The sequence below is a fragment of the Zooshikella ganghwensis genome, assembly GCF_018263875.1.
GTDB classification, from domain to species: domain Bacteria; phylum Pseudomonadota; class Gammaproteobacteria; order Pseudomonadales; family Zooshikellaceae; genus Zooshikella; species Zooshikella ganghwensis.
The window spans coordinates 60,631-84,429 of sequence record NZ_JAEVHG010000009.1; the positions used below are offsets into that span (position 1 = coordinate 60,631).

A 23,799-nucleotide genomic window follows, 5' to 3' on the forward strand; every position below is an offset into this window, starting at 1 on the left:
TTAACGTAATCTCTTTAGCCCACTTGGTTTAAATAGTGTTTTTTCCAATCCAACCTTCATAGTTAAGGTGTTATACAATAGTTCTGTACTTTTACCTGTTTGATGATTAACCATAGCCACTTTCAAAGGCCGCCAAAACTCGCCTGAAAATAATTTAAAGCCACTATTAATCTGTGTTTTTAGTAATGTTTGTTTGCGATCTATATAATTAATTTTTCGTATACGATAAGCTTCTTTGTCATACCATACCTCTTGACGTATATAGCCTGAAAACTTATCTTTTGGTATTCTTTCTACAACAAAACAGTCAACACCGTTAAGAACTTCATCTTTTAAATATCGATACTCATATTTCTCTAACTCTGGTGAGGATAAATCTTCATAAGAAAATTCACTTCCCATAAATGGACCTGATTTATTTTTTGAAGCTAATCGCTTTACTCGCTTAATAGAAGGTAAAAATAACCAGCGCTCATCATCTTCAATTTTATGAGTATAGTTAAGTAGTGCAGTCCCCTTTACATCTCCAGGGCTAAGAAAACGGATTAAAACTTTATCACCATCATTATCAACTTCCTGAGTAAAAATGACCATATCACGCTTACTTTCTTCTCCCTGCGCATTGCGCAAAACCATGGTCACATCCGCTTGACTATCATTAAACCCTTTACGCTTTTGCTCTGCTTTTTGAGCCACAACAAACCCTTGCTGGCTGTTTGTTTTAGCCCAAATCACATGAGTTATAAACAATAAACACAGTGTCCCTATTTGCCATTTTTTAAGTTTCATTAATTAATCCCTTTTAAATTTTCGACAACCTTTGGCTGATAGGCTTGTCGGAATCCCCATTTATCCAGTGAAACTAAGAGGCTTGGAAGTATCACAATATCGGCTATTAATGCTAGTAAAATTGTAATTGCTGTTAATAATCCCATCGCAGCGTTTTTCTCAAAGCTGGACATAGCTAAAATAAAGAAACCCAAACTTAATACAACAGAACTCACCAACATAGCTGGACCCACCTTAGCCATAGACTGTTGGCAAGCTTGTTGTGCTGTTTTTCCACCTCTTCGCTGCTGTAAAAAGTGATAAAGAAAGTGAACAGTATCATCAACCACAATACCAATTGTCATAGAGCTTACTCCAGCCAATCCCATTGATATTTCGCCGACAAAAAGCCCCCAAACTCCAAAGGCTAAGCCAATGGGCATCAAATTAGGGATAATACTTACTATTCCTAACTTTATTGAACCAAGCATAATGGCAAGCATAAAAGACACAATGATAAGCGCAAGCAATGCTCCCGTAATTAAGCTACGAGTGTTTTCCAAACCTATATGAGAAAACATGACTGTCGGCGATGAATGTCGAATCCTGATATCTGTATTATTATTTTTTTCAACAAACTCACTCACTCTCGCTTCTAACGCCAGTATTGATTGACTGTCTAAATTTTGTAAACGCGCAGTTGTGCGAATTGCTGATTTTGCAATATTAATCCGATCATTTAAATCTTTCCCAAAAGGTAAAGACATTTCATAGAGTAAAAAAAACTGTACTGCTTCTTCACGACTACTAGGCAATCGATAATAATCAGCATTTCCACCATGCATGTTTTTATTAATGTCTTTCAGAACATCTGTAAGTGAGCTAACACTGACTATCTCTGGTTGAATTCTTAACCAGTTAGCAAACTGCTCTGCAAACTGCAAGGCAGCAGGCTCCATCATGCCATTATCCTTATGGCTTTCTAGTGAGAATTCTATAGTATAAATACCAGTCAAATTTCGATTAATAAAGTCAGTTTCAGCCCTGAATGGAACAGACTCTGAAAAATAATTCACAAAATCATCATTTGGAATGTTTTTAAAGCTAAATGCAGAAACAACTACAACTACAGGCAAGCCTATCCATAAAATAGGACGTCGCTTACTAATTAATAAATCGGCTAACCGTTCAAACCGCTCACCTCTGGATACCTGTGTTGTTTGTTTTGGTAATGGGAATCTCAACAAAAGCCAAGGCACTACAGTCATTGATAACAACCAAGAGAAAACCACCCCTAAAGCTACAATATTGCCTAAATCTCTAAATGGTGGTGAGTCGCTGAAATTCATCGACAGGAAACCGATGACTGTGGTCAAGCTGGTTAAACCTAATGGACTAAAACAAGCTGTCATTGCACGTTGAACTGCCTGCTCCTGATGATCAGTTATTCCAACACTCCGCTGCAATGCAGACAAAATATGAACACCTGCTGCTACAGTAATAGTTAACAAAATAATAGGTGCAGATACCGAAGGTGCCGACAGAAATATCCCCAGCCATGCAGCGCTACCTAAAGCAGCAAGTACCGATGAAACCACCACAATAGATAATGTGACTAATGCCAAGCCACTTCGCAATAGCAATCCTGCAGCACAAAGGGTTAGTAGTAACATTAAAGGAATAAGGGTTATTAAATCTTGCCGTGCAGCTTCAAAAAAAGCATTATTGAGCATAATAACCCCAGAGCTATATACTTGATAGCCAGGGTTTTCAGCTTCGATTTTTGCAATCAGTTGTCGTGTAGCTTGAGCTAACTGGGACGTTTCGTGTTTTTGATCTTTACCTGGCAGTTGAGCAACTAAATTGACTGCAGATAGCCGACCATCCTCAGAAATTAGCTGCCGATACAATAAAGGCTCTTGCAAAGCATAAGCTTTAATTGATGTTAAATACTCAGGGGTTAGGTTATCTAAATCAGTTACTAACTCTTCGACAAAGAGATCATCACCTTCAGCCTGGGTTCTAGGATAATTTGTCACTGAGTCCACACGAATCACATGCGGTAGCGACCAGCCAGCTTCTGTCAGCTGGTATAAAATAGAAATTGCAGTTTTATCAAAGGCGTCTTTTCCTTTCGGTGGTACCAGCACTAATAATACATTATCGGAGCTGGTATACATGCGTTGTAGGGAAAGGAAGGTATTTAGATCCTGGTTATCATCATCAAAAAAAATCCGATAATCACTCACCATGGCTAACTTTGGTAGCCCTGCCGCCGCAAATAACGTCAACAGCAATACCAGCAAAGTCAGTTTAGCATTCAAGGACCGAGCAAAGAGCCCTTGGATCGCAGACATATACTTTCTCCCTAAACTAACTCTGCTACTTTTGCTGCAACCCGAGAAGCATCCCGGTCTGCGCCTAACAATAATTCAGATGCTCGACAACTTAACCACTTCCGCCCTACAACAAACATCCCGGGTTCAGGAGTTGTGCCCGTATTAGTAATGAATCCTTGACGATCAATACAGTGGGGTAGCTTTAACCAATCTGTATTTTCCTGATAGCCAATGCACCAAATCACTACATCTACTTTATGCGCTTTGCCATCTGCTGTTTGTAGCTCATGATTAGAGGCACCAACAACCCGAGCCGCCAGTTGAATACCCTGCTTTTGTAGTGCTTTATTATTTAACTCTTTGCAAGGCGCTGGATTACGCTGTTTTAGTTTTCTACCTAAAAAGCTGTCACCACTTGCGTATAACAGCTGGCAACCATGCAGCCACCAAAATAAATCTTTTCCCAAAAGCCGGTTAGGCATCAAGACTCGCGATTTACCAAAAAGCGTTACCTTACAATAGGGATGTAATTCCATGGCAATTTGTCGTCCACTTGCACCATCTCCTACAACACCAACGTGTAAGCCGGCTGGTATTTGTTGATGATTTAAATAATTCGCGGCAGTTAATTGATAAATAGAAGCGTTTAGTTGATCTGCATATTTGGGTATGACCGGTTGCTGGTTTGCCCCCGTAGCATTAATTATTGTTTTGCTTTGTAGTAGCTTTCCATCCGCCAGCGTTATATTGAATAAATCACTATTACGTGTCACTTCCACTACTTCAGAAGCTACTTTTACAGGAAGTTGATGGTGAATAGCAAACCGCTCTAAGTAATCTGCAATTTCATTTTTATCCGGATAACCATCAGATTCTCCCGGTAAATCTAAACCCGGTAATTGACAAAAACGACGAGAAGTAAACAGTCTCATACTGTCAGGTCGTCTTCGCCAAACATCTCCCACACGTTGATCTCGCTCCAGAATCAACACACTTAAGCTACGCTCTTTTAGACGTAAACCAGCTACTAATCCAGCTTGCCCAGCTCCAATAATAATGCAGTCACTAACCATGTACGGCCTCTTCTGCAATATCTTCAGTAAGCAGTTCACCTACTTTGTCTGCAAGTGCAGTAATTGTTGGATAGTCGTAAATTAATGTGGGTTCCAACTCCAACTCTAACCACTCTTCCAAATCGCTCATTAAAGTGACTTGTCCCACCGAGTCTAAACCTAAGGCATCAAAAGAAATATCATTAGCAGGTTGAATCGCATAACGTTTAAATTGATCAGATAAATGTGTTTGTAACCAGTCAGCTATCTGCTCTGCCTTAACTGCTTTCATTGGCTTCTCCTTTATGCCACTACTTTTAATGCTTTATCTTGATAAAGACTTTTACAACGCCGACGCTGTACTTTGCCACTCGATGTCAAAGGTAAACTGTTAGCTCGAATAAACACCAAGTCAGCAAGTAGAATATCGTGCTCAGCATTAACTGCTTGGACTAACTCTCGCTTTAATTGCAGCGTATCAATAGTTTGTTCTGCGCCTTTTTCTAGCTCCTGTACAGCTATTACTTGCTCACTGGCAGCTTCACTTGGTTCTGTTAAAGCAAAAGCAGCTGCGCGATTATTTCTAACCCATTTTGAACTCAGTGCTAATGTGCGCTCAATATCCTGAGGATAAAGATTACGACCACGTACTATAATCAAATCTTTTAGACGACCTGTTATGTATAGTAATCCATCTCTTAATACACCTAAGTCTCCTGTACGCAGGAACGGCCCTTGTCCACATTGAGTATATGCAGCAAAAATTTCTGCAGTTTGCTCAGGTTTATTCCAATAACCTACTCCCACACTTGCCCCTTGCACCCAAATCTCGCCAACCGTCTCACTATCACAAACTATTTTTGTCTTTGGGTTAACAATTAATACTTGGTGATCGTTAACTACACGCCCACATGCAACCAATTGTTGAGTAGAAGTTTTTTCATCCATCAGTGTTGTGTGCGCTAATACAACTTTATTTTCGTTAGCTAACAGCGCCTTATTAATGGTTAAAACATTTACATTAGACTGATGAGAAAAACCACTTACCATTAAAGTTGTTTCAGCCATGCCATAGCAAGGACTGAATGTTGTGGATTTAAACCCTACTTCCGCAAATTGTTGGCTAAATTGAGCTATCGTTTTTGCGGATACAGGCTCAGCACCATTACACGCCCATTGCCAGCTAGATAAATCCAACCCATCCATTAGTTCAGGCTTTAGCTTTACTCTTTCCAGACAAAGCTCATAGGCAAAATTTGGAGCAGCAGAAAGAGCTGCGCGATAATCACTCATTAATTGCAGCCAACGCTCGGGTCGTTGAATAAACGATAGAGGAGGCATAAAAATATAGTGACCACCAAGCCCTACTGTTAATAAAATATGGCCTATTAATCCCATATCATGAAATTGTGGCAACCAGCCACCAATGGTTAGATGTTCAGGTACTCTTAGTGTGGACTGTATAGCCTGGAGATTAGAAATTAAATTGTGATGCGTGATCATCACACCTTTAGCGGCTCCAGTTGAACCTGAAGTATATTGCAAAAAAGCAACATGCTCAGGGTTTATCTCATCATTGACAGATTTTGCTATTGTAGATAATTCCGGCTCATGTAAAAGTACGATACTTTCTTCAGTATTTAATAGTTTTTCCTGTAATGCAGTCTGTAATTCTGGAGGAGCCAAAATAGCAGCAGCATTTGAGTCGTTAGCAATTTGCCGGAGCCTCAAATAATGCTGACTATTACGCGCTAAATTAGTTGGTACAGCAATCACCCCAGCATAAAAGCAACCAAATAAAGCAATGATAAATGGTATACCTGGTGGGTATACTAATAATGCCGTTTTACCTGCAAGTTGTTGTTCAATTAATTTATTTGCAAAAGTCCATGCCCGCTTTTGTAGCTCATGGTAGCTAACCTGGACAATATTGTTATTAGTTTGTCCTTTTGGTAAAAAGGAAAACGCAGATTTTTCTGGTTGCTTTTGGGCATAATAATCCAGGCACGACAATAATGAGTCACTCTGCTGTAACGGTAACGCCTTCATACTGTCACCTCCATATCCATTGAAAGTGCTAGCAGAGCTTGGTACTCCGTTGATATAGCCTTAATCAAATGATTTATAGCATGTTCGTTTGTAAACTGCCCAATACTAATCCTCACAGCACTATCAATTCGCTCATTATTTAAGCCCATAGCTTGCAAAACATGTGAACGTCGGCTGGCTTTATTGTTACTACAAGCAGATCCAATAGACACTGCAATTTGATGATGGACATCCAAAAGCGCAGCTAAAGCTTCAGCACGAATTCCAGGTAAGCTGACATTTATGGTATTTGCCACTACCTGATCAGATTTTTGTGTACCGTTAATTAATATTCCAGGAATTTCTCGTTGCAATCCAGCTATTAACTGTCCTCGTAAATAGAGTAACTGTTGCTGCCATTGCAGAAATTTTTCTTTTGCTTCTCGAGCAGCGGCTGCTAATCCTGCAAGTCCTAATGTATTTTCAGTACCTGCACGCCATCCAGATTCTTGACCTCCACCATGGATCAATGGTGAAAAACTACACCCTTTACGTATATAAAGCCCACCAATTCCTTTAGGTCCATAAAATTTATGTGAGGCAAAAGACAAACTATGGGCTTGTAATTCATGGCAATTTAATTGTAATTTTCCTACTGCTTGAACCCCATCAATGTGACAGTGAATATTATGTTGTTGAGCAAGTTCTGCAACTTCATAAAAAGGTTGAATAGTGCCAGTTTCATTATTAACAGCCATTAATATAACCATCTTGGTATCAGCTCTTAGTGATTGCTGAACATCACTGGCTGATATTGCCCCAGAACTATCAGGTTTTATCCATGAAATAGCTAACCCTTTTTCACTCTCAAAATAACGAATCACTTCGAGTACAGAAGGGTGCTCAATACTAGATATCACTACGTGACCTGTACCCGGTGGTATATTGCCCAAAACCCCTTTAATCGCTAAATTATTAGCTTCACTTCCACCAGAAGTGAACACCAGCTCAGCTTCATCACAATTCAGTAATGACGCCATCGCTTGTCGAGCACTTACCAATAAATTTCGAACAGGAAGACTTTTTTGGTATTGGCTGGAAGGATTTGCAAATAATGAAAGAGAGTCAATAATAGCGAGTTTAACGGTCTCTGACATTGGGGTAGTCGCATTGTAATCAAAGTAGGTATTTATCTCCTTCTCCAGGATAGCGCTGTTCATTGCACTATCTCCTCTGCTTTTAACTGATTAAATAGTGACTTAAGCATATCCAAGCAATGATGCTGGGAAGGTTCAATTTCACCTAACATCGTGTCTACATGATTATCTGCTAGTTTTAACGCCTCTGTGATCGTCAAGCCTTCCACTTGACGGCAAAAGATATTAGCCATAGCTAACGAGGTCGCGCATCCCCATGCTTTAAATCGGATTTGAGTAATTTTTTGCTGATCGCAACAAGCAGTAATTTCAACTTTATCCCCACATACAGGATTACCAAGTGAAAGCTTAATATCAGGGGATTCAACAGTCCCCTGATGTGTTGGTGCAGAAAAATTTGTCACTATTATTTCATTAAACATTTTTCTACCCCTTTATGCTTCTACCAAAGGGCATGCAACTTCTTCATCTGCATTCATTTTTTGTTCTAAATTGACTGCACAACAGCCAAACTCTTTTGCATTAGGTGCACGCATTACATATTGAATACGTTGACCCGTTCTTCCACTAGGGCTAACTTCAGGAACCAGGTGTACCATGTCTTCAGTCAGTATCATTCCAGGAGTTGACCGCGCTAAAGGGTCAAAAATAACCAATTGACCTGTTTTGCCTGGAGCGACTTCTTTGGTCAAATCATTTGGATCTCTTACTGAAAAATGAACATAAGGTGGTACATGTTTTATTTGAAATTCATCTTCAATCACCAGCATATTAGCTTCTACGAGACCATACATATCTCTTACATTTTCAGGAGCAATACCTAAGTATTCAGCACATTCTTCATTAAATGCTTTACGAGATATCATTTGCCCAGTAAAACGTTTCCAGCCACCTAAAGTAATTACCAGACTATCCGGTTCTAAAGTTAGCGTTGTATTGGTTGCTTTAAGGAAACTAATAAAACGATGAATTAAAAATGGTGGGCCAATAATGTGACGAGTAAATTTATTCTGCCATTTTGCTAATTGCTCAACGGCTTGCTCGGGAATAAACCGGTCATTACTGACCATAAAGGCATGGCAATCTAATAATCCAGATAAGAACGTAAATGCTTTAATCATTCCCATCTCTGGTATTTCTTCAGTAGAAGGGCATAAGCATAACCCAGCACCTTTGGACAACTTGAAAAATTCACGATACATAGCGTATATGGCTATCACCGCATTATCCAAAGTGTCCCCACAACGTCTTGAAATACTGGGTATTCCACTTGTTCCTGTAGAGCGCATTTCATGTTCAATATGAATTAAGGATTTAGTTAATAACTTATGACTATCTGGGGACTTAAAGAGAGAAACAGGAATAAGTGGAATGCGATTGATATCTTCGAAATTATTAATTTGCTCAGGGCTTACACCTTTTTCCATGCACTGTTTGCGATAGAACTCATTATTCTCATAGTGAAATCGAAAAGCATCGGCTATAAGCATTAATTTTAAGCGTTGCTGACTTTCTTCTTCTAATTGATAAAGTCCTTTAAGATCAGAAACAAACACTTTAATAGGGTCCATCCCGTTATCTTTTAAGTCATTATATAACTGCTCAACTTTCAGCATTGGACACTCCCTTCATAACAGTCCTTTATAATCCTCACAGAATAGAGGATGAGTCTTAATAAAACTTGAATAAAGTGGCTATAAAAAATTCACTCGACAAATAAACATTAAATAGTTAATGGCAATTATAGTGCTTGTTTTGTTATTTTTATTAGTTATAGCTTGCTAGACTACAGAACCAGTCCTGAGAGTTTCTTGTTGAGCATATGCACAACATTAACTTTTTTATTCACAGAGCAGGATTTCATAAGCAGTGTAAGAATGGAAAAGTCTATCGATTAAGTCGAACTACACTAAGGTACACAAAGTACAGTATTGTCTACCAAGCAGTAATTGTGTATTCACCAATTCTTGCTCAACACCTGATACTAAAGTAGCTAATGATGAGGATAAATACCCTTGACGCATGATAAAAGATGGCTTTAAACCATACATTTCTTTACAGGTTCGACTTAAGTGAGCACTATCGCTAAAACCAGCCTTAGTTGCTGCAATCGTTAATGAGTTAGTCAATAACGCATATTTTAGTGCATCATTCAATCTTCGCCACAATAAATACTGGCGAAAGTTCACGCCAATATTTTCTTTAAATAAGTGTCTAAATCGACTTTCAGATAAACATACTTTTTCTGCAATTGACTGAGATGAAATAATTTTTTCAGGGAGACAGTCAATAATCTCAACAGCCTTAGCAATCCGCTTGTCAAGTCCATAATGACATCCACAAGGCTTATTCAATGAGGCCATCAATGTCTTAATATCTAAGTACTGTTTGTTTTCAAAAGCATCAAATATTTGTAACAACATATTTTTTACTTGTTGACTACTTAGTTTTAATACTTCTCGGCTTTGCAGCAAATGCTGTAAGTGATGACTATGTAAGTGATCAGAATCAACCAAAATAGTTAGACAACAATCGCCGTATACCTCTAGTCGGTGCGGAATAGCTGAGCCAATAATAAAACCATTTGCTAAGCATCGTTCATTATTTACATCTAAGGCTAGTGGGTTTCCATGTAAACCTAGGGATATTTGATAACTTAAATGACTATGCCATTCGGTTACCAGAGTACGACCAAGGGTAATGACGCATCCTTCACCGCAATACACTCGAAATATTCCTATATTTACAGAAGTACTATTTGCTACCATGCTTTTTAGCTATTTGTAAAAATACTGTCTAACCATTCCATTTAAAACAGTCATTGGTTATTAATTATGTATATGTTGCAATCAACTATCCATATTGATTAACTTCGTGTGTTAACACTATAGCTTCCCAGCTAACCTGACTCCTTTGTAAATAATCTCTACTACTTGATGATTTTAAAAATGTTAATGCATGCTGTAACGCTTGTTGCTTTAACTCCTTGACAGAAACAGGATACATCTTTCGTTCTCTATTCAGGTTTGGTCCAAAGCGCAATGTAATTATCAAACGGCCTTGCTTGTTTAACAGTTGTACAATATGACCAAGAGACAATTCCCGCTCTCTTGAAGTTAAATGCATCCAAACAGCACTAATTAAAATAACATCAAACTTTGTTTGAAGTTCACGCACTTTCTTTAAGTCGGGTAATCTGTCATCCAGCCAAGTGACTTTTGGCGTTTTAATCTCTGCAAGCTCACGTAGACGGCATGCTGGTTCTACTGCAGTAACCTTATATCCCATATGATCTAACCAAGCTGCATCACGACCACTTCCTGCACCAATGTCTAATGCTTTGCCGGGAGGTAGCGGTAGGCACTCAGACCAACTACTATGGACCGTTGCCGCATCAAGTTGTGTATATTCCTCTATAAACCGTTGAGCGTACTTGGAATACACAGCTATTATCTTATCCATATTGGTCAGCTTTAAGATTATCGTTCCCTAACTATCTTTATTAACTAGCTGAAAATACTATTTTATTTAGACTTCTTTTTTCATTCTCTCACTTAAAGAGAGCAAAAGTGCTACTGATAAAATACCTTAATTGTAATGCTTTGTCTCTTCCCGGTAATACTTTCACTATGATATGAATGTAAGCTTTTATAAATACAAACTAAATTAACAAAATCTAAATTTTGTACTTATTTTTAATATACCCAAATGGTTTTTAGGTGCGGCCATCGAGTGACAAATCCCCATGAGCTTATATTAGGTGATTGGGGTGAGGAGTGAAGATAACAAAACCTAGAAATCATTCGTGAAGGGTATAACTAATCTGAAATATATCTGTCTTTCTTCATACCCTTGCTAAGCAACTTTTCACTTTCTAATCTATTTTCTCTTTACAGTCTTTTTTCTCTTTCCAATCTTTGACTTAGGAAATTATAAATATCTGTAATTAATTTATAAGTAGCAGAAATGATCTTAAAAAAATAAGGCTTATAGTTTTTAAAAAATCGAGTAGCTCTCAGTTTAAATGAGTCGCTTTTAACTATTTATTATATTGAGTTACTTAAAGTTGAATTATTTATTATTTTTTAAGCCTAATTTTTAAGAGGTATAAAGCATTATGGATAATAGAAAATCATATACTGATAAAGAGATAAATGAATTAAAGAATACTTTAAAATCATTGAAGCAATGCACTCCCAAAAGGCAGACCAAATCTGCTTATGCTGTAATAGTAGCTCTTGAAAACGATATAAATGAACTTATTACACTTGGTTTTTCTCTTGAAGAAATTTATCAACGTCTACAAAAAGAAGAATTCGACATTACATTAAAAACATTTAAAAGCTACTGGAAAAAAATAAATGCTATTTCTGGAAACTTGAATACTCCTTCCAAGAATTCTCAAAAAGAAAAAAATACACTTAATTTTTCATCTAGAACTCAAACAGACTTCGTCCAGGATATTCCTGATAGTGAGCTATAAAAAGGACTACAATGAGTAATATATATTTTTTTCATGGTGATAAGGGCGGTGTTGGAAAGTCATTTGCTGCCAATCTATTTATTGACTTTCAAGTCAATCTAAAACAAGCAAAGCCCATTGTTATTGAATCAGACTCTCGAAATCCTGACGTTGCTAGAGTTTGGCATAAGCTTGCTGATGTCATACCTGTCAACCTGCATCGCCATGAAGGCTGGATGGATCTAATGGATATTATGGCAGATAATCCTGATGTGGATCTTATAGTATCATTACCCGCTGGAGTAGGTGGGGTCATAAGACAAGAGGCGGCTACTTTTAAAGAAGCTCTTAGAACACTCAAAAGACAGTTTATCTTATACTGGGTAATGAATAGGTTGAAAGATTCAATCATCCTACTAAAAGAAGCCCAGCAAGATCTAGGAGATATAACCTACAAAAAAGCCGTCATTAAAAATGGCTTTTATGGTGACGAGGATAAATTTTATCGATGGGACAATTCTCAAACTCGTCAAGAATTTTTAAATACAGGTGGCTCTGAAATTTTCTTACCAGAGCTACATGAGCGCGTTGCAGATAAAATTCATAATATACCTTTATCACATGCTATTAGTAATGCCGATTTAAAATTTTCAGAAAAAAATGAGCTACAACGTTGGCTTGCAAATGCGCATAAAATTATCAATATTTAATGAATATCTATTCTGTAAAATAAAAAAACCGGGTAAATAATACCCGGTTTTTTTATACCCAAATGAAGGATATTTATTTAAACATCTAGATTTGCAACATTTAAAGCATTACTTTCAATGAAGTCTCTACGAGGCTCTACCTGATCTCCCATTAGTGTCGTGAAGATCTGATCTGCTGCAATTGCATCTTCAATGGTAACCTGAAGCATACGACGAGTTTCGGGGTCCATTGTTGTTTCCCACAACTGCTCAGGATTCATCTCGCCCAGTCCTTTATAACGTTGGATATAGTGACGCTTTGTCGACTCACTCATCAACCAGCTTAATCCTTCGTCAAAACTGCTAATATTTTTCTTTCTCTCCCCTTTTTGCATAAATGCAGTATCTGAGAGTAACCCTTGTAAAGCTTGGCCTAACTCTACAATCAACCTGTAATCTTTTGAGTTAAAAAATTCAAAACTAATTGTGTATTTGTAATCAACACCATGATTAATCATGGTTAATTTGGGCAGCCAGTAATGATGTTCTTTATCTTCTACAAGGTTTACCTGATAAATCTTACCCTCACCAACTAAGGAAGTTAGCTGCTGAGAAAGTGTTTCAGACCACTCTTCCATAAATGCTTTATCTCTTAAAGAGTCTTCATTTATAGGTTTCAGGTAAATTAAACGGTCAAGCACTTCTTCAGGATAAAGACGTGATAAACGTTCAATTGACTGGCGAACTTTACGGTATTGAAGTACTAGCTTTTCGAGCTGCTCTCCTTGGATAGGAGGAGTATCTTCTGACGGGAATAGGCAAGCACCTTCAAGTGCAGAGTTTGTTAAGTAACTACTTAAAGCATCATCATCTTTAATATACTGCTCTTGTTTACCTCGTTTAACTTTGTATAGCGGAGGTTGAGCAATATAGATATGCCCTCTTTCGAGTATTTCAGGCATTTGCCTAAAAAAGAATGTTAATAGCAATGTGCGAATATGTGATCCATCAACATCCGCATCAGTCATTATAATTATATTGTGGTATCTTAATTTATCGATACTGAACTCTTCCCGGCCAATTCCACAGCCAAGAGCCGTAATGAGTGTCCCTACTTCTGCTGAGGAAAGCATTTTATCAAAACGGGCTTTTTCTACGTTTAGAATTTTTCCTTTCAAAGGCAGAATTGCCTGCGTTCTCCTGTTTCTACCCTGTTTAGCTGAACCTCCAGCTGAATCACCCTCCACAATATACAGTTCAGAAAGTGCAGGATCTTTTTCCTGACAATCAGCAAGTTTTCCAGGTAAGCCAGCAATATCTAAAGCTCCCTTACGGCGGGTCATTTCTCTGGCTTTTCTTGCTGCTTCTCTAGCCCTAGCAGCATCAACCATCTTACTGACGACAGCCTTAGCATCTTGTGGATTTTCAAGTAGGTAGTCATTAAGTGCGCGGTTCATTTCTTGCTCTACGGCACTTTTTACTTCTGAGGATACTAACTTATCTTTTGTTTGTGAGGAGAATTTCGGATCAGGTACTTTAACGGAGACAATTGCAGTCAAACCTTCTCTTGCATCATCACCTGTCGTATTTACCTTTTGCTTTTTCAATACACCTTCATTATCAATATATTGATTTAGAGTACGTGTAAGTGCAGCTCGAAAGCCTGCTAAGTGAGTTCCACCATCACGTTGTGGGATATTATTGGTAAAGCAGTAAATACTTTCTTGAAAACCATCATTCCACTGCATTGCCACTTCAACACCCACTCCATCCTCACGCTGATGTGTAAAGTGAAAAACTTGATTAAGTGGGTTTTTATTTTGATTTAAGTACTCAACGAAAGCTTTTAATCCACCATCATACTTAAAGATATCTTCTTTCGTTGTTCTTTCATCAAACAAACGTATAGATATACCTGAGTTTAAAAAGGATAACTCTCGCAGACGCTTGGCTAAAACATCATAGCTGAAGCTAATATTTGAAAATGTTTCTTCTGAGGGGTAAAACTGAACTTCAGAACCTGTAGTATCTGTTTCACCAACAATTGTCAGCGGTGCTTTTGGAATGCCATGTTCATAAATTTGTTCATGTACATTTCCACTTCTACGTATAGTGAGCCTTAGGTACTTTGAAAGTGCATTTACAACCGAAACACCAACACCATGAAGTCCTCCTGAAACTTTATAAGTGTTATCATCAAACTTTCCTCCTGCATGAAGTACAGTCATGATGACTTCTGCAGCAGAAACACCTTCCTCTTCGTGGATATCTACAGGTATTCCTCTACCATTATCTTTAACTGTCACTGAGTCATCTGTATGGATAATGACTTCAATCTCGGAGCAAAAGCCAGCTAGAGCTTCGTCTATCGAGTTATCAACTAACTCAAACACCATATGGTGTAACCCAGTACCGTCATCAGTATCACCAATATACATACCAGGCCGCTTACGAACAGCATCTAAACCTTTTAACACTTTAATGTTAGATGCATCGTAATTATTTTCCGCCATATTTTATGCTCCTATACAAACATCGTTATGGCTGCATTTCTTTTACCTGACCATGTTCCACGTGGAACAATCTCACTTTAGATTTATCCTTCCAACTATTAATGATTGAATCAGTATCTATAACTGTGATAAAAACTTGTGCACCACTGTTTTCTAATAGTTGGCAAATATTATTTCTAAAGTGTTGATCAAGCTCTGAAGCCAGATCATCTATCAAAAAAATACAAGGTCTTTGTATCTGCTTCAGATACAATAAACCTTGTGCAATTTTTAAGGCACAAACTATTATCTTCTGCTGTCCTCTTGAAAGCACATCAGTTGCCAGCTTGTTACCTACTTTAATTTTCAAGTCTGCTTTATGAGGACCTAGACTTGTAAAACCAAACTTTTTATCCTTTTGAAAGTTAAGCTTTAAAATTTCACTATAGTCTTTTTCTTTATCCCAACCACGATAGTAAGACAAACTTAGATCACTTATATTAATAAGTTTATCTACTATCTGATGAAAAACTTCTTTAAGTTGATTTAAATAAAGTGCTCTAAATTGATCAACTTTATTTGCATTCTCTACTAAAGTAATATCCCATGAAACCACTTGAGGGGAAGTAATTGTAGCATTTTTAAGCAGATTATTCCTTTGTTTAAGTACTTTTCTTGTGTTTTTCCAATAGGTTAGAAAATTATGTTCCACGTGGAACACACCCCAATCTATAAATTGGCGTCGCAAGGAAGGTGACCCAGATAGCAGTTGAAATGTATCTGGAGTAATGACAATTAAGGGAAGCTTACTTGCTAAATCAGCAACAGAGAAAAGTCGTTTGCCTGCATATTTTATCAATAACTCCCCATCAACCAAGCGTTGGATCCCTAGAGGATTTCCATTCTCGAGACGACCAAAAACCGTACAAGCATTCTCACCATGCATAATTACTGGCTGAATTTTTGCACTTCTAAATGAGCGAGCAAGACCTAATAAATGAATTGACTCTAGGATTGAGGTTTTTCCACTACCATTAATACCAGAGATAATATTAATGGTAGGTGAGGGCTCTATGACCACCGATTTTAGGTTACGCACACCTGCAATCTGAAGATGGTCAATAGGCATATTATAACCGCATAGGCATTACGACATATAAAGACTCACCACCTTCTGAGTCTTCAACCAGTGCACTACGATCTGGACCTGAAAGGGTAATTTTAACTGATTTACCAGAGATAACAGAAAGTACATCTAACAAGTACGAAACATTAAAGCCAATCTCTAATGTTTCTCCTTGGTAATCAACAGGCAACTCTTCCTGTGCTTCTTCTTGCTCTGGATTATTTGCAATGATAGTTAACTGATTCGGTGCAAATGTTAAACGTACGCCACGATACTTTTCATTAGATAAAATAGCGGCTCTATTTAGTGCTTGTCTCAGTAGTTGTCTATCAGCAATTACTTCTTTATCACCACCTCGTGGCAAAACTCGCTCATACTCTGGGAACTTTCCATCAACAAGCTTTGAAGTAAACGTATAATCACCTGTTACTGCACGCATATGGTTTGAACCGAGCAAAATATCTACAGTTTCTGCTCCATCTGTCAAAATTCGAGCAAACTCTAAAATACCTTTTCTTGGCACAATTACCTGGAGCCTATCAGTAGCACTTTCCTCACGCTGCAGGTTGCTCGTACACATTGCTAATCTATGACCATCTGTTGCGACCGTCCTTACATGCTCGTCCGTTAACTCAAGCAACAAACCATTTAAGTAATACCGAACATCCTGCTGAGCCATGGCAAAGCCAGTATTATCGATGAGTGATCGAAGCATATGCTTATCAGCACTAAATGAAATAGAACCAGGATCTTCATCAATACTGGGAAATTCTGCCGCAGGAAGGGTAGATAAGGTAAAGCGACTACGACCTGCTTTTACAATAACTCGCAGATCATCTTGCTTAAACTCAATAATGGCATCATCCGGTAATGACTTACAAATATCCATTAACTTTCTTGCAGGAACCGTTATTTCACCATCTTCAGCACCTTGCTGTAAGTTAACACGGCCAATCAACTCTACTTCCAAATCAGTACCAGTCAGTGATAAGCGATCACCTTCAACAACCATCAATACATTTGATAACACAGGTAGAGTATGTCTGCGTTCAACTACACCAGTTACAAGTTGGAGTGGTTTAAGTAATGCTTCTCGAGTGACTGTAAATTTCATAATTCTGTTCTCTCGCCTTCACTAACATGGAGATTAACCAATGAGAGCTTAAAAAATAGAAGAATCAAGTTGTTAATAATCGTAATAAGTTTTTATAGTCTTCTCTTATTTCTGCATCAGCTTCTGTAAGCTCTTTGACTTTACGACACGCATGTAACACTGTCGTATGATCACGTCCCCCATAAGCATCACCTATTTCAGGTAGACTGTGATTTGTCAGTTCTTTTGAAAGTGCCATAGCAATTTGGCGAGGCCTTGCAACAGAACGGCTTCTTCGCTTTGACAAAATATCAGAAATCTTAATCTTGAAATATTCAGCAACAGTACGCTGTATATTATCAATGCTAACTTGCTTGTCTTGTAACGCTAATAAATCCTTTAAAGACTCTCTAATTAAATCGAGGGTAATATCACGTCCCATAAACTTAGCGCTAGCAACCACTCTCTTGAGTGCTCCTTCCAGCTCACGAACATTTGAGCGAATACGTTGTGCTATAAAAAAAGCAGAGTCATGTGGCAAATTGACCTTAATCTGCTCCGCTTTTTTCATCAGTATGGCTACTCGAGTCTCAAGCTCAGGTGGCTCAACAGCAACAGTTAAACCCCAACCAAAACGCGACTTTAAGCGCTCTTCCAGCCCAGATATCTCTTTCGGATACCGATCACAAGTAAGGATCATTTGTTGTCCACCTTCTAGTAATGCATTAAAAGTGTGGAAAAACTCCTCCTGAGACCGCTCTTTGCCAGCAAAAAATTGGATATCATCAATCAACAAAGCATCAACAGAGCGGTAATAACGCTTAAAGTCATTTATTGCATTAAGCTGCAATGCCTTAACCATATCTGCGACAAAACGTTCTGAGTGAAGATAAATGACTTTCGCAGAGGAATTTTGCTGCACTAAATAGTTACCCACAGAGTGCATCAAATGTGTCTTACCAAGACCAACACCACCATACAAGAAAAGAGGGTTATACGCAGCTCCGGGGTTTTCAGCTACTTGTCTTGCAGCTGCAAGCGCTAATTGATTAGATTTACCTTCAACAAATGTTTCAAATATAAAATCTTCATTTAAAGAACTGTTGTGCTTTAATCCACCTTCTACATCAACTTGACGTTCGGTAACTTTTTTACTTGAGCTGACAATAACAGGTGATGCAGACTGAGGCGTTAAATTATCTTCAAGTTCAGCAAGCAAGGAATGATTGACTGGAGGTAAAATAGAATCTTTGAGAACTTTTTCTTTCAAAGACCTCGATTCATTCGCTGCTCGGGTAGACTGCTTTCTAAGTAGGGGAGAAGAGGAATCGTAATCAGTCGTATCTTTATCTAATGACAGGGTTGGAGAAACACTGCCAACAAGCTTAGTGTCTTTAACATCCACCATGTCTTTGAGCGTATTTTCTATAGCTACCGTTGGTTTTACATTAGTACTATTAAGTACCTGTCTTGAGCTAGAAACATTTTGTGATGGAGAACTTGACATATCTCCACTTCGAGAAACAGGTCGAGATAAGTGACTATTTCTGTTTGATAAAAAACTCTGTGTTCGGTTAGCGACAGCTAATGTGACAATAGGTGCAAAGCCTTCAGACCAGTCATTTAGAATTTCTTCAATACGTTTCAAGAACTTTTCTTGCACCCAGTCTTTAACAAAACGATTAGGGGCAATCAAAACTAACCCACCATTTTCAAGGACTTCTGTCTTTAATGGGCGGATCCAGGTATTGAATTGCTGTGATGGCAATTCATCCTGCAATGTTTCAAGACACTGTTGCCAGAGAGCTAGTGGCACAGAATAATCCCCTCAAAAACAGCTGAGTTGTTAATAAGCATCAGTTAGCGTGTTAATTCTATACTTATCCAACCTAGTTATCCACACCCTAATGCAAATTTTATCTTATTTACTGTGCACACCCTGATATACTTGATTAATCAAGCACTTTTTGTGGATAAAGTGAAATTTTATCATCTAATTTCGAAGAAAAATCCTCTCTTAATAACTCTGTGGATAAATTGTTATTATAAAGATGATTATCCTGTGGGTATCTTGGGGTTTTTTATTCACATCAAAACAGTGTACAGGTTATACACCAGTAATACTCAAGTAACTGACAGATAATTCCCGTGTTTTTAACAATGTTATACTTTGAGTAATTAATTGATTTTATTGTAAATAGTAGACTTATCCACAAAATTGCTTATCTATAATAAATAACAATAACAACAAATAAATAAAAAATATCATATATATATATTTAATTAATTTTATTTATATAAAAGCTTAAGAAGAAAAAACATTTACCAATGAAGTGTGCAGAAAGGAGCATAAGAAATGTAAAAGAAAGTGTTTGATACTCAATTTGGTAAAGCTGTAGCCGTGTTTAAGGTCTAAACTATGCACAGGTCACGACTTATCCTGTTATTTAAGGAAGTTATTCACTGGACCTATAAATATTATTCAGATCAAATTGACGATTGCCTAGATATTCTCTAGAATTACGCGCCTTAAACTATATCCACAAGAGCCCGGTTCATTGTTAACCTGCTCTTTAACTAACTCAAAGGTTAGTGATTACTGCTAGTAGGTGAGCTATGAAAAGAACATTTCAACCTAGTTGTCTAAAGCGTAAACGCACTCATGGTTTCCGTGCACGCATGGCTACCAAAAATGGACGTCAAATTCTAAAACGTCGTCGTGCAAAAGGGCGCAAGCAATTAGCTGCTTAAGCTGTCAGGCTTTAATCGCGTGCGGCAGGTATTTCCAAAACGGTTTCGGCTTTTAACATCAGCTGATTATCGTTGTGTCTTTGATCAGTGTAGTATCAGAGTGCCGCACAAATTCCTTTTGATGTTAGCTTCCCCCTCAAAATCAGAACAATCTCGTTTAGGGGTGATTGTATCTAAAAAAATTGCTAAAAAAGCAGTTCAAAGAAACCGTATTAAACGTCTTTTCCGAGAGTCATATCGACTTACTCATAACCAGCTTCCTGCATTAGATATTGTAATCTTGGCTCGGCCAGGGTTGACTGAACTGGAAAATGAACAAATATTTGGCCTCCTTCGTCAGTCATGGCAGCGTTTGAATAAGCGTGCTGCAACCCAAAAATACCTTTAACAGATGCTTATGCGCTAAAGGGGGCCTGTTGACCTAAGCTAAAAGAACACTAAAACGACAACTTTAGGTTGGCAGTAAAACAACTTTTTTTCGTATAATCACGAGTTTCCATTGCAGCTGGATATGTAACGTTCAGACCTACATTGGGATAATATTTTATTAACTACAACGTTTGGCCCTTGAACCATGGATTTGCAAAGAACTTTAATCATTGCTGGCTTAGTCGTTGTGGGATATTTAATGATCCTGCAGTGGAATCAAGATTTTAACCAGCACAGTGTTACTGCTGAGCAAACAGCAAGTGTAACTAGCTTAATACCTGAAGCTGATTCAACAACAACTGTAGACAATGCTGATGCACCAACAGTCTCCGACTCAACAGGGGATGCGCCTCAAATAGCTAAAGCACCAACAAGTGTTGCTGAGTCAAATCAACAGTTGATAAAAGTCACCACAGATAAGCTCTATATTGAGATTAACCCTGAGGGTGGTGATATTATCAAAGTCTCACTACTTGATTACCCTGTAACGCTCCCTTCCGAAGAAAATCCTTCTCCTGAGCCTTTTACAATTCTGGAAAGCTCCAAGCAGCGGACCTTTATAGCTCAAAGTGGCCTTGTGGGTAAAAATGGTCCCAATAGTAAAGGTACTCCTTTATATTCTGCTAAGAATTCAGCGTTCCAGCTAAAGGATGGAGAAGAGCAGTTAGTTGTTGATCTTTCCTTAACAACAAAAGAAGGCGTTGAGTTAGTTAAACGTTATACATTCCATAGAAATAACTATGCTGTGGATCTTGATTATGTTGTTAATAATAAGTCTTCCAACTCTTGGAAAGCGATTTTTTATGCACAGTTAAAGCGGGATAATTCACCAGACCCCAGTTCCACTCAAGGTGCTACCAGTTTTAATACTTACCTTGGTGCTGCGGTAAAATCGAATGAAGAGAAATACAAGAAACTACCTTTCGATGAGTTTGCTGAAGAACCTTATAAAGAGAATGTGGCTAGTGGATACGCTGCAATTTTACAGCATTACTTTGTAGCTGCCTGGGTACCAAAAAATGATAACCCTATTGAGTACTCTACCCGAGAAGTAAAACTAAGTGGGCAGTCACAGTATATCGTTAGTATGGTTGATATGAATAACCCCATTGTTTTAGCGCCAGGAGAACAGGGTGAGGCAAGTGCAACTCTCTATGTTGGACCAAAAATTCAGGATAAGTTACAAGCTTTAACTGATGGGCTGGAGTTAACGGTAGACTACGGCATTCTATGGTTTGTAGCTAAGCCTTTGTTTTTACTGCTGGGCTTTATTCACAGTTTAATTCCTAATTGGGGTTGGTCGATTATCATCCTGACAATTATGGTCAAACTAGCATTTTTCCCTCTATCAGCCGCTAGTTACCGCTCTATGGCTAATATGCGTCGAATTGCGCCAAAAATGCAGGAGCTGAAAGAGAAGTTTGGTGATGATCGCCAAAAAATGTCTCAAGCCATGATGGAGCTTTATCGAAAAGAAAAAGTGAATCCAATGGGGGGATGTTTACCCATACTTGTCCAAATGCCAGTATTCATTGCTTTGTACTGGGTTCTTTTGGAATCAGTAGAGTTACGTCAGGCGCCTTGGTTAGGATGGATTAATGACTTATCTCAGATGGATCCATACTTTATTCTTCCATTAATCATGGGCGCATCAATGTTTGTTCAGCAGCAGCTTAACCCAACGCCTCCTGATCCGACTCAGGCCAGAGTAATGAAGCTGCTTCCAGTAATTTTCACCGTGTTCTTTTTATGGTTCCCGGCGGGATTAGTTTTGTACTGGGTAGTGAACAACGTGTTATCAATATTGCAGCAGTGGATCATCACTCGTCGAATTGAGCGTCAAGCTGAAAGTTCTAGTTGATACACTGTTTACTCACAGAGTTATCCACAGGCCTCGGCAATGACCGAGGCCTTTTAGTTTCTGGCTTAAGCTAATTTAGGTGTTACTCTAAAATTACTGTTGTTAACAAGCTGTCAAAAGAACGCAACAATGACTGCAACAAACTACATACCTGATACGATTACGGCTATTGCCACTCCTCCTGGTAGAGGCGGTGTTGGCATCATTCGTGTTTCTGGCCCTAAGTCTACGCATATTATGAGTAAGATTTTAGGCAAAACGATTAAACCTCGATATGCCCATTATGGCCCATTTTTTAGTCAGGCTGGTGATGTTATTGATGAAGGGCTTGGGCTATTTTTTGCCGGACCAAACTCTTTTACTGGTGAAGATGTTTTAGAGCTGCAAGGGCATGGAGGGCCTGTTGTCTTAGATATGCTCTTAAATGAGGTGTTAAGTTGCGGGGTTCGACTTGCTAATCCTGGAGAGTTTTCTGAGCGAGCATTTCTAAATGACAAGCTTGATTTAACTCAGGCTGAAGCCATTGCAGATTTAATAGAAAGTGCTTCTGAGTCTGCAGCGAAAAGCGCAATGCGTTCATTACAAGGGGTCTTTTCTCAGAAAATTCGAAACCTTGTGGATAAACTCATTCAATTACGAATGTACGTTGAAGCAGCTATTGATTTTCCAGAAGAAGAAATTGATTTCCTGGCTGATGGAAAAGTTGCAAGTGATTTACAAGGCATCATTACCCAGCTTGATTCAGTATTGAAGGAAGCTAACCAGGGAGCAATTTTGCGGGAAGGCATGACAGTCGTTATTGCGGGTAGACCTAATGCAGGTAAGTCAAGCCTGTTAAATGCACTTGCTGGAAGAGACACTGCAATCGTAACTGATATAGCAGGGACAACACGAGATGTACTTCGTGAACATATCCATATAGAGGGTATGCCACTACATATCATTGATACAGCAGGTTTACGTGAAAGCGATGATGCTGTGGAGCAAATAGGTGTTCAACGGGCCTGGCAGGAAATAGCTCAGGCTGATCGTGTTCTGTTAATGGTTGATAGCAGCACAACAAGTGCGATTGACCCTCACCTAATTTGGCCTGAGTTTGTGGATAAACTGCCTCATCCTGAAAAAATAACTGTAGTTCGTAACAAAATTGACTTAACAGAAGAGCGTGCTGAACAGTACATTACTAATGAAAAGCTGCCTGTGATTGGGTTATCCGCAAAGGATGGTAAAGGAATCATTTTATTAAAAGAGCATCTCAAGTCATGTATGGGGTTTACAGGCAGTACAGAAGGTGGGTTTACTGCACGTAGGCGACATTTGCAGGCATTACATAAAGCCAAAGAATTCTTATGTAATGGTCAGTTACAACTGTCGGGTTATGGTGCAGGTGAGCTACTCGCTGAAGATTTGAGGTTTGCTCAAAATGAGCTAAATACAATAACTGGAGAGTTTACCTCCGATGATCTATTAGGCAAAATTTTTGGCTCATTCTGCATTGGAAAGTAGTCTCACTAAAAAGGTTGATTAAAGTCGTTAGCGGTTTATCTGTACT

At 38.4% G+C, this 23,799-nt stretch carries 20 protein-coding genes; 6 read left to right on the top strand and 14 right to left on the bottom strand.

The window, feature by feature from the left end:
* From KHS79_RS13680 to KHS79_RS13725, 10 genes are all read right to left on the bottom strand, one after another.
* Complete coding sequence (locus KHS79_RS13680) at positions 1-789, bottom strand: outer membrane lipoprotein-sorting protein (RefSeq protein WP_212719788.1); 789 nt, start codon at positions 787-789, stop codon at positions 1-3.
* Positions 789-3,125, bottom strand: a complete 2,337-nt coding sequence (locus KHS79_RS13685) for an efflux RND transporter permease subunit (protein ID WP_212719789.1) — start codon at positions 3,123-3,125, stop codon at positions 789-791. The genes KHS79_RS13680 and KHS79_RS13685 overlap by 1 nt, the downstream gene beginning before the upstream one ends.
* Positions 3,126-3,136: 11 nt before the next feature.
* Positions 3,137-4,180 carry a flavin-containing monooxygenase gene (locus KHS79_RS13690; protein WP_212719790.1) on the bottom strand — a complete coding sequence of 348 codons (1,044 nt, stop codon included), beginning with the start codon at positions 4,178-4,180 and terminating at the stop codon, positions 3,137-3,139.
* Positions 4,173-4,451 carry a phosphopantetheine-binding protein gene (locus KHS79_RS13695; RefSeq protein WP_094789177.1) on the bottom strand — a complete coding sequence of 93 codons (279 nt, stop codon included), beginning with the start codon at positions 4,449-4,451 and terminating at the stop codon, positions 4,173-4,175. The genes KHS79_RS13690 and KHS79_RS13695 overlap by 8 nt, the downstream gene beginning before the upstream one ends.
* An 11-nt stretch (positions 4,452-4,462) precedes the next feature.
* Positions 4,463-6,208, bottom strand: coding sequence for a fatty acyl-AMP ligase (locus tag KHS79_RS13700; RefSeq protein WP_212719791.1), 1,746 nt, complete (start codon positions 6,206-6,208; stop codon positions 4,463-4,465).
* Positions 6,205-7,407, bottom strand: a complete 1,203-nt coding sequence (locus KHS79_RS13705; RefSeq protein ID WP_212719792.1) for a cysteine desulfurase family protein — start codon at positions 7,405-7,407, stop codon at positions 6,205-6,207. The genes KHS79_RS13700 and KHS79_RS13705 overlap by 4 nt, the downstream gene beginning before the upstream one ends.
* Positions 7,404-7,766 carry an iron-sulfur cluster assembly scaffold protein gene (locus KHS79_RS13710; protein ID WP_212719793.1) on the bottom strand — a complete coding sequence of 121 codons (363 nt, stop codon included), beginning with the start codon at positions 7,764-7,766 and terminating at the stop codon, positions 7,404-7,406. The genes KHS79_RS13705 and KHS79_RS13710 overlap by 4 nt, the downstream gene beginning before the upstream one ends.
* A 12-nt stretch (positions 7,767-7,778) precedes the next feature.
* Positions 7,779-8,960, bottom strand: coding sequence for a LuxE/PaaK family acyltransferase (locus KHS79_RS13715; RefSeq protein ID WP_212719795.1), 1,182 nt, complete (start codon positions 8,958-8,960; stop codon positions 7,779-7,781).
* A gap of 288 nt (positions 8,961-9,248) precedes the next feature.
* Positions 9,249-10,070 carry a helix-turn-helix transcriptional regulator gene (locus KHS79_RS26290; protein WP_212719797.1) on the bottom strand — a complete coding sequence of 274 codons (822 nt, stop codon included), beginning with the start codon at positions 10,068-10,070 and terminating at the stop codon, positions 9,249-9,251.
* Between the two features lie 127 nt (positions 10,071-10,197).
* Complete coding sequence (locus KHS79_RS13725) at positions 10,198-10,806, bottom strand: class I SAM-dependent methyltransferase (RefSeq protein ID WP_212719799.1); 609 nt, start codon at positions 10,804-10,806, stop codon at positions 10,198-10,200.
* A 655-nt stretch (positions 10,807-11,461) separates the two neighbouring features.
* On the opposite strand from KHS79_RS13725, the gene KHS79_RS13730 reads away from it, so the two are divergent.
* Both KHS79_RS13730 and KHS79_RS13735 read left to right on the top strand, forming a co-directional pair.
* Entirely contained in the window at positions 11,462-11,827 is a 366-nt protein-coding gene (locus tag KHS79_RS13730) for a hypothetical protein (protein ID WP_212719801.1), read from the top strand.
* A gap of 11 nt (positions 11,828-11,838) precedes the next feature.
* Positions 11,839-12,516, top strand: coding sequence for a hypothetical protein (locus KHS79_RS13735; protein ID WP_094789185.1), 678 nt, complete (start codon positions 11,839-11,841; stop codon positions 12,514-12,516).
* Positions 12,517-12,593: 77 nt separating this feature from the next.
* Here the strand turns inward: KHS79_RS13735 and gyrB are convergent, their stop codons facing one another.
* The 4 genes from gyrB to dnaA all read right to left on the bottom strand — a co-directional run bounded on the left by gyrB (position 12,594) and on the right by dnaA (position 19,022).
* Entirely contained in the window at positions 12,594-15,008 is a 2,415-nt protein-coding gene (gene gyrB / locus KHS79_RS13740; RefSeq protein ID WP_094789186.1) for a DNA topoisomerase (ATP-hydrolyzing) subunit B, read from the bottom strand.
* A 25-nt stretch (positions 15,009-15,033) separates the two neighbouring features.
* Positions 15,034-16,116 (bottom strand): DNA replication/repair protein RecF, encoded by a 1,083-nt coding sequence (gene recF / locus KHS79_RS13745; RefSeq protein ID WP_212719803.1) that lies wholly within the window; start codon positions 16,114-16,116, stop codon positions 15,034-15,036.
* Between the two features lies 1 nt (position 16,117).
* Entirely contained in the window at positions 16,118-17,227 is a 1,110-nt protein-coding gene (gene dnaN / locus KHS79_RS13750) for a DNA polymerase III subunit beta (RefSeq protein ID WP_027709376.1), read from the bottom strand.
* 64 nt (positions 17,228-17,291) lie between these two features.
* Entirely contained in the window at positions 17,292-19,022 is a 1,731-nt protein-coding gene (gene dnaA / locus KHS79_RS13755) for a chromosomal replication initiator protein DnaA (RefSeq protein WP_212719804.1), read from the bottom strand.
* Between the two features lie 800 nt (positions 19,023-19,822).
* Here dnaA and rpmH point away from each other — a divergent pair.
* The 4 genes from rpmH to mnmE all read left to right on the top strand — a co-directional run bounded on the left by rpmH (position 19,823) and on the right by mnmE (position 23,753).
* Positions 19,823-19,957, top strand: a complete 135-nt coding sequence (gene rpmH / locus KHS79_RS13760; protein WP_027709378.1) for a 50S ribosomal protein L34 — start codon at positions 19,823-19,825, stop codon at positions 19,955-19,957.
* 19 nt (positions 19,958-19,976) lie between these two features.
* Complete coding sequence (gene rnpA, locus KHS79_RS13765) at positions 19,977-20,345, top strand: ribonuclease P protein component (RefSeq protein WP_038291838.1); 369 nt, start codon at positions 19,977-19,979, stop codon at positions 20,343-20,345.
* Between the two features lie 186 nt (positions 20,346-20,531).
* Positions 20,532-22,247, top strand: coding sequence for a membrane protein insertase YidC (gene yidC, locus KHS79_RS13770; RefSeq protein WP_212719805.1), 1,716 nt, complete (start codon positions 20,532-20,534; stop codon positions 22,245-22,247).
* Positions 22,248-22,376: 129 nt separating this feature from the next.
* Entirely contained in the window at positions 22,377-23,753 is a 1,377-nt protein-coding gene (mnmE, locus tag KHS79_RS13775) for a tRNA uridine-5-carboxymethylaminomethyl(34) synthesis GTPase MnmE (RefSeq protein ID WP_212719806.1), read from the top strand.
* Positions 23,754-23,799 lie beyond the last annotated feature (46 nt).